The sequence below is a fragment of the Nocardia sp. NPDC051833 genome, from assembly GCF_040681225.1.
In the GTDB taxonomy this organism is placed as follows: Bacteria; Actinomycetota; Actinomycetes; order Mycobacteriales; family Mycobacteriaceae; genus Nocardia.
On sequence record NZ_JBFAYK010000007.1, the window covers coordinates 135794 to 151704 of the forward strand.

7 protein-coding genes are annotated in these 15911 nt (G+C 64.3%); 5 read left to right on the forward strand and 2 right to left on the reverse strand.

Going from position 1 to position 15911, the window contains the following annotated elements; all coding sequences use genetic code 11:
- Positions 1-229: 229 nt before the first annotated feature.
- From AB0L91_RS33240 to AB0L91_RS33250, 3 genes are all read left to right on the forward strand, one after another.
- Complete coding sequence (locus AB0L91_RS33240; protein ID WP_365016675.1) at positions 230-6586, forward strand: DEAD/DEAH box helicase; 6357 nt, start codon at positions 230-232, stop codon at positions 6584-6586.
- Complete coding sequence (locus AB0L91_RS33245) at positions 6586-8799, forward strand: 3'-5' exonuclease (protein ID WP_365016677.1); 2214 nt, start codon at positions 6586-6588, stop codon at positions 8797-8799. Before AB0L91_RS33240 ends, AB0L91_RS33245 begins: the two co-directional genes overlap by 1 nt.
- 78 nt (positions 8800-8877) lie before the next feature.
- The gene (locus AB0L91_RS33250) at positions 8878-11115 is read left to right on the forward strand and encodes a 3'-5' exonuclease (RefSeq protein WP_365016679.1); all 2238 of its coding nucleotides are present in this window, start codon (positions 8878-8880) and stop codon (positions 11113-11115) included.
- Between the two features lie 4 nt (positions 11116-11119).
- Here AB0L91_RS33250 and AB0L91_RS33255 read toward each other — a convergent pair whose 3' ends face one another.
- On the reverse strand, positions 11120-13057 hold the full coding sequence (locus tag AB0L91_RS33255) for an N-6 DNA methylase (protein ID WP_365016681.1): 1938 nt from the start codon (positions 13055-13057) through the stop codon (positions 11120-11122).
- Between the two features lie 855 nt (positions 13058-13912).
- On the opposite strand from AB0L91_RS33255, the gene AB0L91_RS33260 reads away from it, so the two are divergent.
- Both AB0L91_RS33260 and AB0L91_RS33265 read left to right on the forward strand, forming a co-directional pair.
- Positions 13913-14044, forward strand: coding sequence for a hypothetical protein (locus AB0L91_RS33260; protein ID WP_365016683.1), 132 nt, complete (start codon positions 13913-13915; stop codon positions 14042-14044).
- 88 nt (positions 14045-14132) lie between these two features.
- On the forward strand, positions 14133-14588 hold the full coding sequence (locus AB0L91_RS33265; RefSeq protein WP_365016685.1) for a hypothetical protein: 456 nt from the start codon (positions 14133-14135) through the stop codon (positions 14586-14588).
- A gap of 443 nt (positions 14589-15031) precedes the next feature.
- Here the strand turns inward: AB0L91_RS33265 and AB0L91_RS33270 are convergent, their stop codons facing one another.
- Complete coding sequence (locus AB0L91_RS33270) at positions 15032-15724, reverse strand: hypothetical protein (RefSeq protein WP_365016687.1); 693 nt, start codon at positions 15722-15724, stop codon at positions 15032-15034.
- Positions 15725-15911: the final 187 nt, after the last annotated feature.

Genomic DNA, 15911 nt, shown 5'->3' on the forward strand with positions numbered 1-15911 from the left:
GTTGTCACCCTTCCGTCGCACGTCGTCCAGCACCCCCAGCGTATGCTTCACTGAAAACATCGTCAATCGTTGCCGTGCTGTCGTAAATGCTTTAGCATCAACGCCGACGCAGCGACTCTTCGCGTCGCAGAATCTTCCGGCCGGAATCATCCGGTCGACTAGCATCCGACAGACGTGGCTAACAGCGATGAGCAGCCACGACAGCTGATCGAACACCCGAGGAGCACACGTGGGGGCCTTGCTTCCGACCCTGCAAGCCGAGCGGCTGCGGGAGGGGTTGACCGACTACCTGACGACAACCTTCGCGCTCACTGACGCCGACACCCAGGGCGCCCTCACCGACTTCATCGGGCATCCTCGCGACGGAATGTTCAAAGGCCCCTACGTACGACTACGCCTGCCCTTCGCCCCCGCGCGCGGAAACTGGGGGATGCACCTGAACTGGTGGCCGAAGTACTTCGAGCCCTACGGGCACCAGGCGGCGGCGTTCGAACGGCTGTCGAGCAAATTCCATCGGCGACCGCAGCCGACGCTGGTCACGACGGGCACTGGTTCCGGTAAGACGGAATCGTTTCTGATCCCGATCCTCGACCATGTGCTGCGGGCCAAGAAGGCCGGTGTGTCGGGGATGAAGGCACTGATCATCTATCCGATGAATGCGCTGGCCAACGACCAGGAGCAGCGGCTGGCGAAGATGATCACCAGCCATCCGGAACTCGCGGGAGTCACTGCCGGGCTCTACACCGGGGAGCAGTCCTCGGGTGGGCGCACACTCGTCTCGGAGGCGGGACTCATCACCGACCGTCGGCTGATGCACGATTCGCCGCCAGACATTCTGCTCACCAACTACAAGATGCTCGACCACATGCTGCTGCGTTCGGACCGGACGCCGATGTGGCGGCAGTCCGCGACATCGTTGCAGTACGTGGTGCTCGACGAGTTCCACACCTACGACGGCGCACAGGGAACCGATGTGGCGATGCTGTTGCGCCGGCTCGGGCTGACGCTGAAATCGCACTGGACGCTACAGTCCGCGGTCACCGCGGAGGACCGGGATCGGCCACTGGGCAAAATCACGCCGGTGGCGACGTCGGCGACGCTCGGGTCCAAGGGCGAACCGACGGAGATGCTGAGCTTCGCCGAAACGGTGTTCGGTGAGCCGTTCACCAAGGAAACACTGATCGGTGAAACCCGGGTCGACGTCGAGGAGTGGTTGGGTAGCCGGAGCATCTCGCTCGACCGAACATTCTCGCCGGTCGAGCCGGTGCTCAGCGAGGCCATCGCCGAGCTGGATCGCGCCGCGGCAAAGGCACTCACGAACAAGCGGCTCACCGCTGCGGTGCTGGCCACCCTGTTCCGCCACACCTCCGACATCGATGATTCGCCCGAACGGATCGCGGCTGGGCTGCACAAGCTCGACGAGTCCGAGATGCTCGATCTGGTCAAGAGACATGGAACCTTCGCGCGCATTCTGCGGAGCTCGCTCGACGTGACTTCGGTGAAGGAGCTGGCCGCGACTGCGCTGCCGTCACTCACCGGCGAGCGCGATCTCGGACGCAGCCTCGCCCAGCGAGAACGCTACATCGAGTATCTTTTCGCCGCGCTGTCGCACCTGCGCGCAGAGGTCGGGCGCTCGGCACTGAATGTCGATGTGCACCTGTGGTTTCGGGAGCTCTCTCGGGTCGACCGGGCGGCCGCGGCGACGCCCTTGTTCCGCTGGCCCGATGATGGTGCGCTCGATGACACCGGCACCGACTACTACCCCTCGGTCTACTGCCGCCACTGCGGCCGCTCCGGCTGGGGTGTCCGGCTGGCACCTACCGGTAGCACGCTCGACACCAGCGATGAGGACATCCGCAGCCATCATGCCTCGGGCGGTCTTCGGTTCCGCGCACTGATCTCGGCCCCAACCGAAGCCGAACTCGACGAAGCGGTCGAGGGTTTGCGGTGGTTCCGGGTGGACGACCGGGAGATCGTCGACCAGCGACCCGAGGCCGACAACGCGGAGTTGCTCGATGGCCGTGTGCTGCCGGTGCTTTTCCTCAGCGGACCGGACGCCGATGAGAACTCGCGGAAGGATCTGTGCCCGGCATGTGGTGCCGACGACGGAATCCGGTTCCTGGGTAGCGCGATCGCCACTCAGCTGTCGGTAGCATTGTCGAATCTCTTCGGCGACGCACAGCTCGACACCGGCGAGAAGAAGGCTCTGGTTTTCACCGACAGCGTGCAGGACGCTGCACATCGCGCCGGCTTCGTCCAGGCCCGGTCACACACGCTCAGTCTGCGCTCCACTCTCCGAAATGCTCTGGGCGACAGGGTCGGTGGCGAGCAGATGCTGACGCTGTCAGAACTTCGTGACGCCGTCCTCGAACGCGCTGGCGAGGATTCCGGTCGTCGCTACCACCTGCTCGCGCCGGACATCGTCGAACACGAGGCATTCGCTCCGTTCTGGCAGCCGGACATTCCGACATCCCTGCGTCGCAAGGCCGCCAAGGCTGTGGCGCGGCGCGTCCAGTTCGACATCGACCTGGAATTCGGTCTGCAGTCCAGGCTCGGCCGCACACTCGAACTGACCGGCAGCGTGGTCGCGGAGGTGGATCTCGGTTCACCGCAGCGCGTTGCCCAACTCGGCACCACCGCGCTCGAACGGACCGAACACCAGCTGGCTTTCGCCGAGCCCGACCCTGCCGCTGTTACCCAGTGGGTACGCGGTGTCGCGGAACGGATGCGCACCCGCGGTGCGATCGCGCACGAATGGCTCACCACCTATGTCCAGCGTGATGCCAATCGGCGGTGGGTATGGGGCGGACGCCCCCGAGGCCAGGGGATGCCGGCGTTTCCGAAGGGCCGACCCGCGCCTGCCTTCCCCGCGGTCGGCGGGCGCACTGTTCCCGAAGGGTTCGACCCGATCACCGCATCCTCGTCGTGGTATGCGAGGTGGGCCGCGCAATGTCTGAATGTCTCACCACACGAGGGCGGATTCCTGGCCCGGGCACTGTTCGATGTACTCGCCGAGGAACGAGTCGTGAACACCGTCGGTACCGAAAAATCCCTCACCGCATATCAGCTGACGCACGACACGGTGATGGTCGGCATTCCCGACCCCGATGGGCTGACCGGAATGAAGTACCTGCTCGTGTGCGATGTCTGCCAGACTCCGACACCGGGCAGTGCTGCCGTCATCGACCAGCTCGACGGAGCTCCATGTCTGCTGACCCGCTGCCCCGGCCGACTCGCTCGCGCGGCCAAGCACGACAACTTCTACCGCGGCCTCTACGACAGCTCCGAGATGAAGCGTGTTGTCGCGCGCGAACACACCTCGCTGCTGCCGACCAAGACGCGGCTCGAATACGAGACGAAGTTCAAGACGACGGCCTCGGACCCCACCGCGCCGAATGTGCTCGTCGCGACCCCGACGCTGGAGATGGGCATCGATATCGGCGACCTGTCCACGGTCATGCTCGGATCCATGCCACGGACGGTGTCGTCGTATCTGCAGCGCGTGGGTCGCGCGGGCCGTCTCACCGGCAACTCACTCGCGCTGGCCTTCGTGCGTGGCCGAGGCGAGCATCTCCCGAAACTGGGTGACCCGACCTCGGTGATCCAGGGCGACGTGCGTCCGCCTGCCACCTTCCTCACCGCCGAGGAGATCCTGCAGCGCCAGTACGTCGCGCACATCGTCGACCGGCTCGCCCGCAAAGCAGGCGCCGAAGATCCTGGCAGCGCCACTAATGTGCTCGCGAGTTTCGACGAGGGAACCTGGATGGGCACGCTCATCGAAGTCGCCGACGACGACGCCGATCTCCTGCTCGACGAATTCCTCGGCCAGTTCGGTGATCTCCTGAGCGAGACGACGACAGCGAGCCTGCGGGACTGGGCGACGCCGCCGGGATTGGGCGAGCCCAGCGGGCTCGGTGCGATGCTGCGCGAGGCCGTGCATCGCTGGAACCGTGACGTCAACGAGCTGCGGCATCGCCGCACAGCTGTCGACGCCGCCCTCCCCGACTTCGAACAGCGCGCCGCCTCCCCCGCCGCGACCGACGACGATCGGCGAGACCTGCGCACGGCGCGGGGCACCCTGCGATTGCTCTCCAAGAGCATCAACGACCTGACCAACGAGCACTGGGTGGGTGTGCTCGAGCGCTACGGTGTGCTGCCCAATTACACGCTGCTCGACGATGCGGTTTCACTCGATGTGGGCATCACTTGGATCGACCCCGACACCAACGAATACGCCGAGGACACCGCGAGCTATCAGCGCGGATCACGGGTGGCGCTGACCGAGCTCGCACCCGGCGCCACCTTCTACGCACAGGGTCTGGCCGTAGAAATCGACGCCGTCGACCTGGGGGCCGGCGAATCCGCGATTCACACGTGGCGGGTATGCCCGTCGTGTGGCTGGGCCGGGATCAGTCACGGCGCCGACCGCACGCCGCCACCGGTCCAGTGCCCGCGTTGCCACACCGGCGCGATCGCCGATGTGAGCCAGCAGTTGCAGGTGGTCGAAATGGCCAAGGTGTCGGCCGAGGTGCGGCGCGACGAGGCCGCGATCAACGACGGCAGAGACGAGCGCCGCCAGGAATCGTTCACCGTATTGACCGCAGCCGATATCGACCCCGCCAACATCACCAAGCGGTGGTTCGTCGCCGAGCAGGACTTCGGCGCAGAGTACCTGCGGCGCATGGATATTCGCTGGCTGAACATGGGCAGGCGAAACTCACAGGGCAGCAAACGCCTGGTCGCCGGAAACTCCACCACCGGTGGGCTCTTCCGGGTCTGCTCGGGCTGCGGACAGCTCGACAAGGTGGCGGGCCGCAACGAACCGCACGAGCACAGAAGCTGGTGTAAGTACCGAAAAGCCGACGACGAGAAGCACGTCCGCGAGATTGCGCTTGCTCGCACGCTACGCACGCAGGCGGTCCTGCTGCATCTACCCGGCTGGCTCGAATACGACTCGTTTGCGCATCCCAGCCTCAGCGCAGCCATTCTGCTCGGATTGCGACAGGTGATCGGTGGCTCGCCCGAACATCTCGATGTCACGGCAATCACCGACGCATTGCACGCCCCCAGCCAGCGGGCACTGCTAATCCATGACACCGTGCCCGGCGGCACCGGCTACCTTGCCGATTTCGCCAATCCCCGCCAGGTGTGGGAAGTACTCGTGGCGGCTCGCGAGGTCGTCAGGAACTGCGACTGCACGGATCGGTTGGCGTGCCACAAGTGCCTGCTGCCGTTTGCCCCGCCACGGGAGCTCGACAAGGTCTCGCGGGTCACTGCCGCCAAGGTGCTCGACGACCTGCTCGCCTGCCAAGGCGGCGAACCGGATGCCGAGCGATGGTTGGCGACGATCACCGAAGAGAGTCCGGCCGACCCGATCGGCAGTCCTGAATCCCCGCTCGAGCGGGAGTTCTACAAAGCGTTCACCGAGCGGTTGGCGACCATGGGCGCGACGATCACCGAACGACCGGGCACCTATGGTCCCACCGCGACGATCAAGCTGCCCGGCACCAAGATTCGGACCTGGCAGCTCGAACCGCAGGTGCTGATGGGCAACAGCCAGCCCGACTTCCAGCTCCGGACAGGGGACCCCGATATCCCGATCATCGCACTGTTCGCCGACGGGCGGAAATACCATGCCATGCCACCCAACAACAGGGTCGGTGACGATGCCCGCAAGCGGGAAATCCTGCGCTCGGGTGGTGTCCTGGTGTGGGCGTTCGGTCAAGACGACCTTCGCAGGTTCATCAGCGCCCAGCCGGAGCGACCCGGCTGGTTCACCGAGAAACTCGCGGGATTGACCCGTAAACAAGGCAATCTGCGACCGGCACTGTTCAATCTGCTGCAGGCCGATCCGATCACTCAGCTGATCGAGTTCATGGTCGACCCGGACCGGGATGCCTGGGCCGCGGTCGGCCGGTGGCTCCCCTTCATGTTCTTGCAGAACGGCAAGACCAAAGGCGACAGTGAAGCAATCGGCAGCTGGGCACTGGACCTGATCAACGGCACCGGGACGCCTATCAGTGAGGGCGAGTATAACTGCTGGTCCTATACCGATGGTCCGCTGACAATCACGGCCGCCGTACCCTCGAACATGAAGACCATCGATGCTGTCCTGGCGCTCGACGACCGCGACGAAGCGCTCGAAGTTCGCGATGGTCACGCATGGAAAGAGTGGCTGCGTCTGTCCAACTGGTTCGGGCTCGACGGACACACCATCACCACGCGCACACTGCTCGATGCCGGCACCAACCGAGCCGAAGCACAAGGCAATGGTCCACGTACCAGTAGTCCCCGTGCCACCGCGGTCGACCTCACACCGCAGTGGCGGGAGCTCTACGACGACACCATCTCCGAGGCAGAGCGCGAACTCGTCCTCGGGCTGGCTTCGATCGGTGCACCGATACCGGTGCTCGGTGTCGAAACCGATCGTGGCGATGTCATCGACATCGGCTGGCCGGACGCTCGAATCGGGGTCCTCCTCGGCGACCCCAACGCGGCTCCTACGATGACCGAACAGGGGTGGACGATCTACCCGGCTGATCCGGCCGAACTCGTCGACGCGCTGAAGACGAACGGGGTGATGTGATGGCGCACATCGTGATGACCAGCCAGCGGAAGTCGGGTAGCGATCTCGACGGTCCGGTCAAGCGACGAGCTGTCGACTTTCTCGACAGGCTGCAGAACAACGAATCCGCAGCGATTCCCTTGATCGAATCAGTTCCGGGGGCACGCGATGAAAGGGTCCGGGTCAGTCGAATCGGGCTGGAGCACACGGCAATTCTGTTTGCGGTAACGCCCACGGGCGGCGGTGAAGCCTCCTATGTCTACATGGGTGCATGGCCGGACGAAGCCGCCGCACAGCTGGCACCCCGGGCCGGTCTGCAGGTGAACCCGGTCAACGGCGTGCTCGACCTCATCGTCCACGAAGACCAGCCTGTCGCGGCGATCTCGAATCCCGATCACGCTCGCGCTCAGGCCGATTCGGGGTACCTGCGGAGCCTGGGGTTCACCGCCGAACAGCTCACCCAGGAACTCGGCCTCGACGCCAATCTCGTCGATCGCGCGCTGGCCGCCGCAGACGACCACGTGATCAACACCATCGCCGCCGATGTCGAGGGGTGGCAGGGCGACGCCCTGCTCGAACTGGCCTGCGGCGTCGGGATCGACGACATCCGGGAGAAATTGCACCTCACCGAGAATCCGGTCGATCCCTCGCTGGCCGAAGACGACCAGATCCTGCAGGCACTCGAACACCCCGCCAGTCAGATCCAGTTCACCTACATCGGCGACGATGCCGACGAACTACGGCGCGTCATCGAAGGCGGCAGCTTCGCGGCCTGGCGCACGTTCCTTCACCCCGAACAGCGGGTCTACGCCGAGAAGCGCTACAACGGCGCATTCCGGCTGTCCGGCGGTGCCGGCACCGGCAAGACAGTCGTCGCGCTGCATCGGGCCCGCAATCTGTGGCGGCGCAATCCGAACGCCCGCATCGTGCTCACCACCTTCAACCGGACACTCGCGCGCCAACTGAACGCCGACCTGCAGACTCTCGAACCCGGCATCACGATCGCGGCCAAGCCCGGAGACATCGGCGTCTACATCGACGGCGTCGACAAGCTGGCCAACGATGTCCTCGTCCGCGCCAGCGAACTGGCACCGGTCGCCGAGGCGGTGCTCGGCAGTGCCACCGAGCTGTCGCCACGGCGCACCGACACCCTCAAGGTGTGGCGCGAGATCACCAAGTCTGTGGATACCGACCTGGATTCACGCCTGGCAACCCCGGCTTTCCTCGATAACGAGTACACCGCGGTGGTACTGGCGAACCAGGTCACCACGGTCGCCGACTATGCGAAGGTCGCCAGGGCCGGGCGTGGAGTGCGGCTGAACAGGTCACAACGGATCGCTGTCTGGAAACTTGTCGAAGCGTTCCGACGCCGCAGCCGCATGGACGGCACCGTCAGCTTTCCGGAGGTACTGGCCTTGGCGGCAGAGTACCTGCGACGGCGCAGCAACGACGGCGAACCCTTGATCGCCGACCATGTGATCGTGGATGAGGCCCAGGACCTGCATGCCACCCACTGGGCGATGCTGCGCGCCCTCGTCACCGAGGGACCCGACGATATCTTCATCGCCGAGGACTCCCACCAGCGCATCTTCGGACAACCGGTGGTGCTCGGGCGACTCGGCGTCAAGATCGTCGGTCGCTCACGGCGCCTGACCCTGAATTATCGAACCACCGCAGAGAACCTCAGATTCGCCGTCGATATTCTCTCCGGCGCCGAGTACCACGATCTCGAAGAGGGCGAGGAATCCACGCGTGGATACCGCTCGGCGCGCACCGGTCCGGAACCCACGCTCCTCGCATGCGCCTCACTCGCCGATGAGCTCGACCGAGTAGCCGCACGTGTGCGTTCCTGGCTCGATGAGGGCGTCGAGCCGTCGAGCATCGCAATCCTCACGCGCGGCAAGAACGATCGCGGTCAATTCGTGCGGGCACTCGGCGAACGGGGCATCGAAGCGCGTGTACTCGACGACAACCCGGCCGGACCGGGTCACGTACAGGTACTGACGATGCACCGCTCCAAAGGCATGGAATTCGCGAAGGTCGTTCTCGCCGGTGTGGACGACGCGCACGTGCCTGCCAAATCGGTGCTGAACGAGGCTCCCGAGGAGGAGCGGGCCGAAGCCGAGCTCAGAGAACGGTCGTTGCTGTATGTCGCGGCAAGTCGTGCGCGCGACCAGCTCGTCGTGACATGGAGTGGACGGCGTTCCGCGCTGCTCGAAGCTGTTCCGCAATAGCGCGCTCGATCTGCTCATACATATTGACCTGCAAGAAATTCGGCGCCCGATCGCCGATCGAAGGAACTGAGGTGTGCCGTGGCGACCGTCGTGTTGGCGACGAACAACAAGTCGATGCCGAAGCTCGACGGATCGGTCAAGGACAAGGTCTACGACTTCTTCGAGAAGGTCCGTGCCGACGACACTGCGCCGGGGCTACACATCGAACCCATCAAGGGCTCGGCTGATCCCCGGGTACGCACCGGGCGTGTCGATCTGAACTACCGCGCGCTCATGTTCCGCATCGACGACCGGTTCGGCGACGCCACCTACATCTACCTCGGCACGTGGAAACACGATGTGGCGAACCAGCTGGCCGAGAAGTCCACCCTGCGGGTCAATCCGGTCAACGGCGTACTCGAAGGCATCGTCGGCGAACTCGACGGCAAAGCTGATCGTAAGAAGCGATCGGTCGTGCCCGATCCGCTCGGCGTGCTCGCGGCCATGGCGGCACAACCGGCCATCGGCTACCTCAGCCGCGCCGGGTACGTCCTCGAACAACTCACCGACCGCCTCGGTCTCGATGCGACACTGGCCGTCGACGTTCTCGCCGCGCCGGATCAGGATGGTGTGTTCGCAGTAGCGCAGACAACCGAGGTGGCCTGGCAGCAGAATGCCATCCTCGAACTCGCTGTCGGCCGCTCCATCGACGACATCCGGGACACGCTCGGCTTCACCGAGCGCCCGGTCGACGAGACCCTCGACGAGAACGAGCAGATTCTTGCCGCCCTCGAACACCCCGCCACCAAGATGCAGTTCACCCTCATCGACGACAACGACGAGCTCCGCCGTGTCATCGAAGAAGGTGACTTCAAAGCCTGGCGAACCTTCCTGCATCCGAACCAGCGCAGGTTCGTGGAGAAGCAACAGCGCGGCGCCTTCCGACTCTCGGGCGGAGCCGGAACCGGCAAGACCGTGGTCGCACTGCACCGTGCCCGTTATCTCGCGAAGCAGAATCCGGACGCACGGATCGTGCTGACGACCTACAACAAGACCCTCGCGAAAACGCTGCTTGATGACCTGCAGACACTCGACAGCTCCCTGACCATCGCCGAGGAACCAGGCAGTCGCGGGATCTACATCGCCGGAATCGACAAGCTCGCGGCCGCGCACCTGCGGCGCAGCAAGGAATGCGACAGGGCATTCGCCGTGATCTTCGGGCCCGGAACCTCGACCCGACGTGGACGCACAGTCAATTCCGACTTCGGCTGGTCGGACGTGGTTGGCGGCGTGCAGAACACTCTCGATCCACGGCTGAAGCATCCTGCGTTCCTCGCCGCCGAGTATGTCAGTGTGGTGCTGGGCAATCGAATCACCACCCAAGCCGAGTACCTGAAGGTTCCACGCGCTGGCCGGGGCGTGCGCCTGAGCCGCCCGCAGCGGGCGGCTGTATGGCAGCTGATCGAGGAGTACCGCAAGCTCGGGCGTAACGCGGGTCGCCTCAGCTTCCCCGAGGTCCTCGCCCTAGCCGCAGCTGACTTGCAGTGGCGCGCCGAGTCCACTGGTCACACCATTGCCGACCATGTGATCGTGGACGAAGCACAGGACCTGCACGCCACCCACTGGGCGTTGCTCCGTGCACTGGTCGAAGCGGGTCCCAATGATCTGTTCATCGCTGAAGATTCGCACCAGCGGATCTACGGCCAGCCCGTAGTCCTCGGCCGACTCGGCATCAATATCCGCGGCGGACGATCGAGCAAGCTCACCCTCAACTACCGCACCACCGCGCAGAACCTGCACTTCGCTGTGAGCATTCTCGAGGGCGCGACCTATCGCGATCTGGAGGAAGGCGAGGAGTCGACGGCGGGCTACACTTCTGCCCGCCTCGGCCCCGCACCGCGACTGGTCCCCTGCGATTCGCTTCTCGATGAACTGACAGCAGTCGCCGATCAGCTCGGAGAATGGATCGCCGGCGGCATCGCTCCGGCAGACATCGCGGTCCTCACTCGCGGTGCACGCGAACGCGACCTCCTCGTGCGCGCTCTCAATGATCGAGCCGTCCCCGCTCAGGTCCTCGATGATGACCTGCCGACAGGTGGACAGGTACAGGTGCTGACCATGCACCGATCCAAGGGCATGGAATTCCGATGCGTGGTACTCGCCGGCATCGACCGTGACCACGTGCCGTCACAGCACCAGCTGCGGGGTGTGCCAGAGGAGGAACTCAGCGAGGCGGAGCAGCGAGAGCGCTCGTTGCTCTATGTGGCAGCCAGCCGGGCACGCGATCAGCTGGTGGTGACGTGGAGTGGCCAGCTCTCCGAACTCCTGAAGAAATAGGCGCTCAGCCTTCCTTGACGGCCGGTTCCAACGCACCGGAAGTGAGGCCGGTTCCGATCAGATCCGCCGTCCGTTGAGCCGCATCCGCCGTGTGCACGGCCGCCACACGCAACCGGTGCAAACGACGGAACGCCTCCGCGTACGGTTTCTGATCGGCCAGCGGCACATTGGGGATGCGGAGACGGGATGGGTCGAGGCGAATAGTGGTTGCGCCGACCATGGCCGCGGAATTGTCGGGGCTGCCGACAAAACCGGCGAAGAACCACGGGTCGATTCGATCAGCGTCGAGGCGGAACACGAGGACCCCTGCCCCGGGTAGTGCCCCGACATCGCTTCCTTCAGCAACGCGGGCGCCCTGAGCGGCACCGTGGTCATCGCGGAATCGAGATACGAGAACATCGCCCTCGCGGATCGGTTCGGCGGAAATCTGGACACCGGGGGCCGTGAGACCGGAGGCTTCGCGACCCGAGAGGAGATCGCGAGCGGAGAGAACGGCGCGGACAGGGACGTCGGAGGCTGCCGGTTCTGTTCGGGAGCCGACTATTCGGACAGCGCCGCCGCGCTCGAGGTCACTAACGGTCGCGGTCCGCAGCGAGTCACCGGTGTCGGTTGGCCACACTTCCAGAGCGGCCGCGGTCTCGCGGAGCTCGGCGAGATGTTCGCCGAGCAGTGCGAAGGCAGCATGCGCCGCGGACGCGACGTTGCCGGTGTCGACAGCGGCGCGTACTCGTCGCGCGGGGGTGAGGTCGACGTCGTCGTCGAGAATGTCCGTCACTCGAACGACCGCCGTCAGGTCGGCGATCGTGGCCGCTTCGATATCTCCGCGGTCGAAGGACCGCCAGGAGTCGGTGAGGCGCCCGGCAAGGATCTGCCACTCCGGTTGGGTGCCACCACGTTGGGGAAGGCGGGCGGCGTCGGCAAACAAGATCGAATCTTCGGGAGCGGTTCGGTCGGGGCGTCGAAGGATCCATATCTGCAGACCGATCTGGCGCGGCGTCGATGCGCCTGTCGGCAGCCCGACAACTGCTCTGAGTGCACCAGCACGCAGTAGTTCCATCCGGATTCGCCGGCCGGACGTACGCGAAGCAACCGCCGGCGGTAGCAGCACGACCGCGGTGCCACCGGAATGCAGATGTGCAACGGCGTGCTGCACCCACGCGAGCTCGGACTCACCCCGAGGGGGTACCGAGTATTCCCAGCGCATGTCGAGCGCCAGCCGGTCTGCACCCCAATCACGTTGCGCATAGGGCGGATTGGTGATCACCGCGTCGAATTTGTCGTCGGGGAAGGCATCAGCGAGCAGGCTGTCGCCGGTGCGAATGTCGACGGAGATCCCGGGCAGCTCGCTGCGCAGCAGAGTTGCCGCACGAGATGCCTGCACCGGTAGGGAATCTTGGCCGGCCAGCAAGGTCGCACCGATGCGCGCTGCCTCGTTCAACAGGGTTCCACTACCGCATGCGGGATCGAGAACGCTACGCGGCACAGGCCTGGCCGAGGCGCCGAGCAGATCGGCCATGAGTGCGGCGACGGGGTTGTCGGTTGGATAGACACCGGTGCTGGGCACCGCGTCGAGGCCGCGTTCGGCCAAAACGTCGAGCGTTTGTTTGAGACCGACTGCGCCGACCGCGGCAGTTACTGCGGAATGTACCGGCGAGCTGTCGTCACCGATCTGCTCTATGAGAGCGGGAACAGCGTCGGGATCGACGTCGGAGCGCAGCAAAGAGCGCAGCCGTTGCACCGGCGAATCCGCCGACTGAACCCCGTGGTCACGGAGCCACTCCTGCACCTCGCTCAGGTTGAAGACGGGGCGAGTCTCGGTTCCGCCCGAAGCCGGGGCCGGAAAGTCGGTGTGTCTGCGGCGCCAATTGCTGACCGTGGCCCGAGTGACACCGGCCAACCTGGCAATCTCCGCTGCGGCGACCGTGGGCGATGTTTCAGACATGAACCTCCTTCAACCCGCCACCCAGGGGTGGTCGTCAAACATCAAAGTAACACGCCGATGTTGACGATGTTTTCACATGGCCATCAATCATTTTTCTGAAAACATTGTCAATCCCTTGCTTCTCGCATGACTTTGATGCTACGGTTTGGCCATCCGGCGAATCCCGCCGCCGACAAGCAGCGAAACTAGTTGCACCACAGCAGATTTCCTCATCAGCGACCGACGCAGGCCGCTAATTCACCATGCCTTCGAACGCCCGAAGAGAGCGTATGTCCGCCCATCGCCAGCATCGCAGTCGTCGGCGCCAACACCGCAGCTCACACACGCTCCCCTTCCGACACGGGGACGATCTGCTCACACGACGTGGTCGAATTCCGACGACCAGGTGCCTGCATGGCAAACGCCGCTACTTCACCCGGCTTGACGCCGAGGTCGCGTTGGCCGGCCTCCGGCGCAATCCTGCCCGCCACGAGAAACGTTCCTACGAATGCCCCACATGTCACGGATGGCACCTGACCAGCAAAACAGTCGAGCAGTACGACGCCGAGCGCAACACACGCCAGGCCGCCCGAACACACACCAGGCCGCCTATAACACTCGACGTGCCGCAGCGGACGGCACCGATTCCAACGCCGGCTGAAGCGGCCGTTCGGATCGCGCAGCACAACGATGTCCTTCCTCCGCAGCAGCAGAATTCGGCGCACGTCCGGCTGCGTGAGCTTCTCCGTCGCATCTGGCGACGCGTCACCAGACCAACCCACTGATCCAACCGCTTCCCTCGAAGGGAATCGGGACCAGGTTCCCTACCACCACGGCACACGCCAGGCCCGCGTGACAGAGAGCCTGCGCCATCGAATGGCTGTCAACAAGGCCGCCGAGGCCTTCGAGGCAATCGATATCGAGGTCTGTACCGGAAAGGTCATGGCCACCCGGCGCGGAAGCGACAACGTCGAAATCACCAGATGCGTACGCGCCCTGGACAACTGAGAGAATCACGATGACAAATCCGCACTATCTATATCTGTCCCCACCGCGCCCACCCACGCAGAACAACGCCGCGAAGACTGCTGCCATCGTGGCGGCAGCGATCGGCGGACTCTGTACGACGGGTCTCATGATCGGTGCGATCGGGGCGACCATTTCCGATGGCGGCTCGGACAGAACACCGACCAGCGGCCTCACTGCTGCTGCGACCCGACCGCCATCAGTGACGACCAGCGCTGTGGCCCGCTACGACGTCTCCTCGCCGGACAACCTCGCGGCCGAACTCACCGTGATCGAAAAGAAGTGCTTCGGATCCGCCGGGTGCAACTTCAAATACGAATTGCGAGTGGTGACTGCGCAGGGAGTCGCCTTCGACCCCAGCACTACATATCGTGCGTCGATTGTCATCGACGGCGGTACGAACTGGGAGCGGATCCACTCCCTCGAAGTCAGAGGCTCCAAAGCTGATGTCGTCAGCGGGAGCGTCAGTAAGGACACCCTTACCACCCCGGCAGCGGTCATCGAAACGGTGACCGCACGGCCTTGAATCACTTCCACAACAGACCTCAGGAGAACTGGTGACTCAGCCTTACGACCACGAGAAGCTCCCCCGCTCGATTCGACGCCCATCAGCCTGCGAATCCGCCCACCCCGCCACATCCCGACCCTGTGGATTTCGCGGCACCCACCAACTACCAGCAACCGGCGTACCCAAACCAGCACATCACCAGTCCTCGTTTCGTGCGGGTGCAGCCTTCCGTGCCACACCCGCACCAGATGTATCAACAGGCCTATCAGCCGCCGGTAATACCGATAGTCGACGTCACGCAGAACAACATGGGCGGTGGCTATATACAGGTCCGCCGAGGTCCCAACCATGGATTGCACCTGATCCTCACCATCCTGTCATGCGGATTGTGGGCGCCGGTTTGGATCGTGGCCTGGGTCATCGATACCACAGGGCGAAAATCATGATCTGCCCAGCGGTTGCTACCCGCTGACAGAGAACGGGAACAAGGGCAGCTTTGCGAGTTGTTCTCCGGGTTTCATTACGAATGACTGTCCGGTACAGTCACCGTTCGCCCAGAACGTCTGGGAGACAGTCCCACCGTTGACGATGGAGCCGGCACCTTGCGGGCCAAGACTGGCTACGCCCAGCTCCAAGCAGTTCTGCGGGCTGACCGACGGCACTTCGCCATGCGGGAGCGAGTGCAGCAAGTCCTTGAAATCGGGCATACCCCACCAGCAAACGATGGCCGCGGGGCACGGCTGAGTCAGAACAGCCGTGGCCGTACGCGACGAAATCGCCACCGTCGTAGTCGGATTCACCGTGACGGGAGCATTGGCCGCGGTGCTCAAGACAGCGATTGAGGTCACGGAGCCGCCGCTCGGCGGTGCATCGCCATTGGCATCGGGCTGGAGCGCCATGAATACGAGTGCCGCGCCGACCACACCCGCAACGAGAAAGCCACCCGCTACCGCCAGCTTCAGTGTATGACGCTTCTCCTTTGTCCCCTTGCGGCTAACTTCGGTTTCACGCCGCCACACACCGAAATTCGTGCTGGACCGAGCCTTGTGGGTGTATGACTCGTTCTGTCCGCTCCGGTGTTCGGCACCTAGGCTAGCGCGACCGTGGACTTGGGCCTTCGGTTCGCCCTCACTGGGCGGGAGTTCTCCACTCACAGGCACAGGGTAGCGCCAGTCCCATTGGGAAGGAAGAACATTGGTCGATCCCAGCAGGGTCCGGGAACGCAAAAAGGCCCTCCAACCGAAGTTGGAGGGCCTTTCGCAATGATGTTCCGGCGGTGTCCTACTCTCCCACACCCTGTCGAGTGCAGTACCATCGGCGCAGGTGGCCTTAGCTTCCGGG

Excerpts from the sequence above, each read along its gene's own strand:
- AB0L91_RS33245 (WP_365016677.1), top strand. The coding sequence starts at position 6,586 with ATGGCGCACATCGTGATGACCAGCCAGCGGAAGTCGGGTAGCGATCTC.
- AB0L91_RS33255 (WP_365016681.1), bottom strand. The coding sequence starts at position 13,057 with ATGTCTGAAACATCGCCCACGGTCGCCGCAGCGGAGATTGCCAGGTTG.
- AB0L91_RS33260 (WP_365016683.1), top strand. The coding sequence starts at position 13,913 with ATGGCTGTCAACAAGGCCGCCGAGGCCTTCGAGGCAATCGATATCGAG.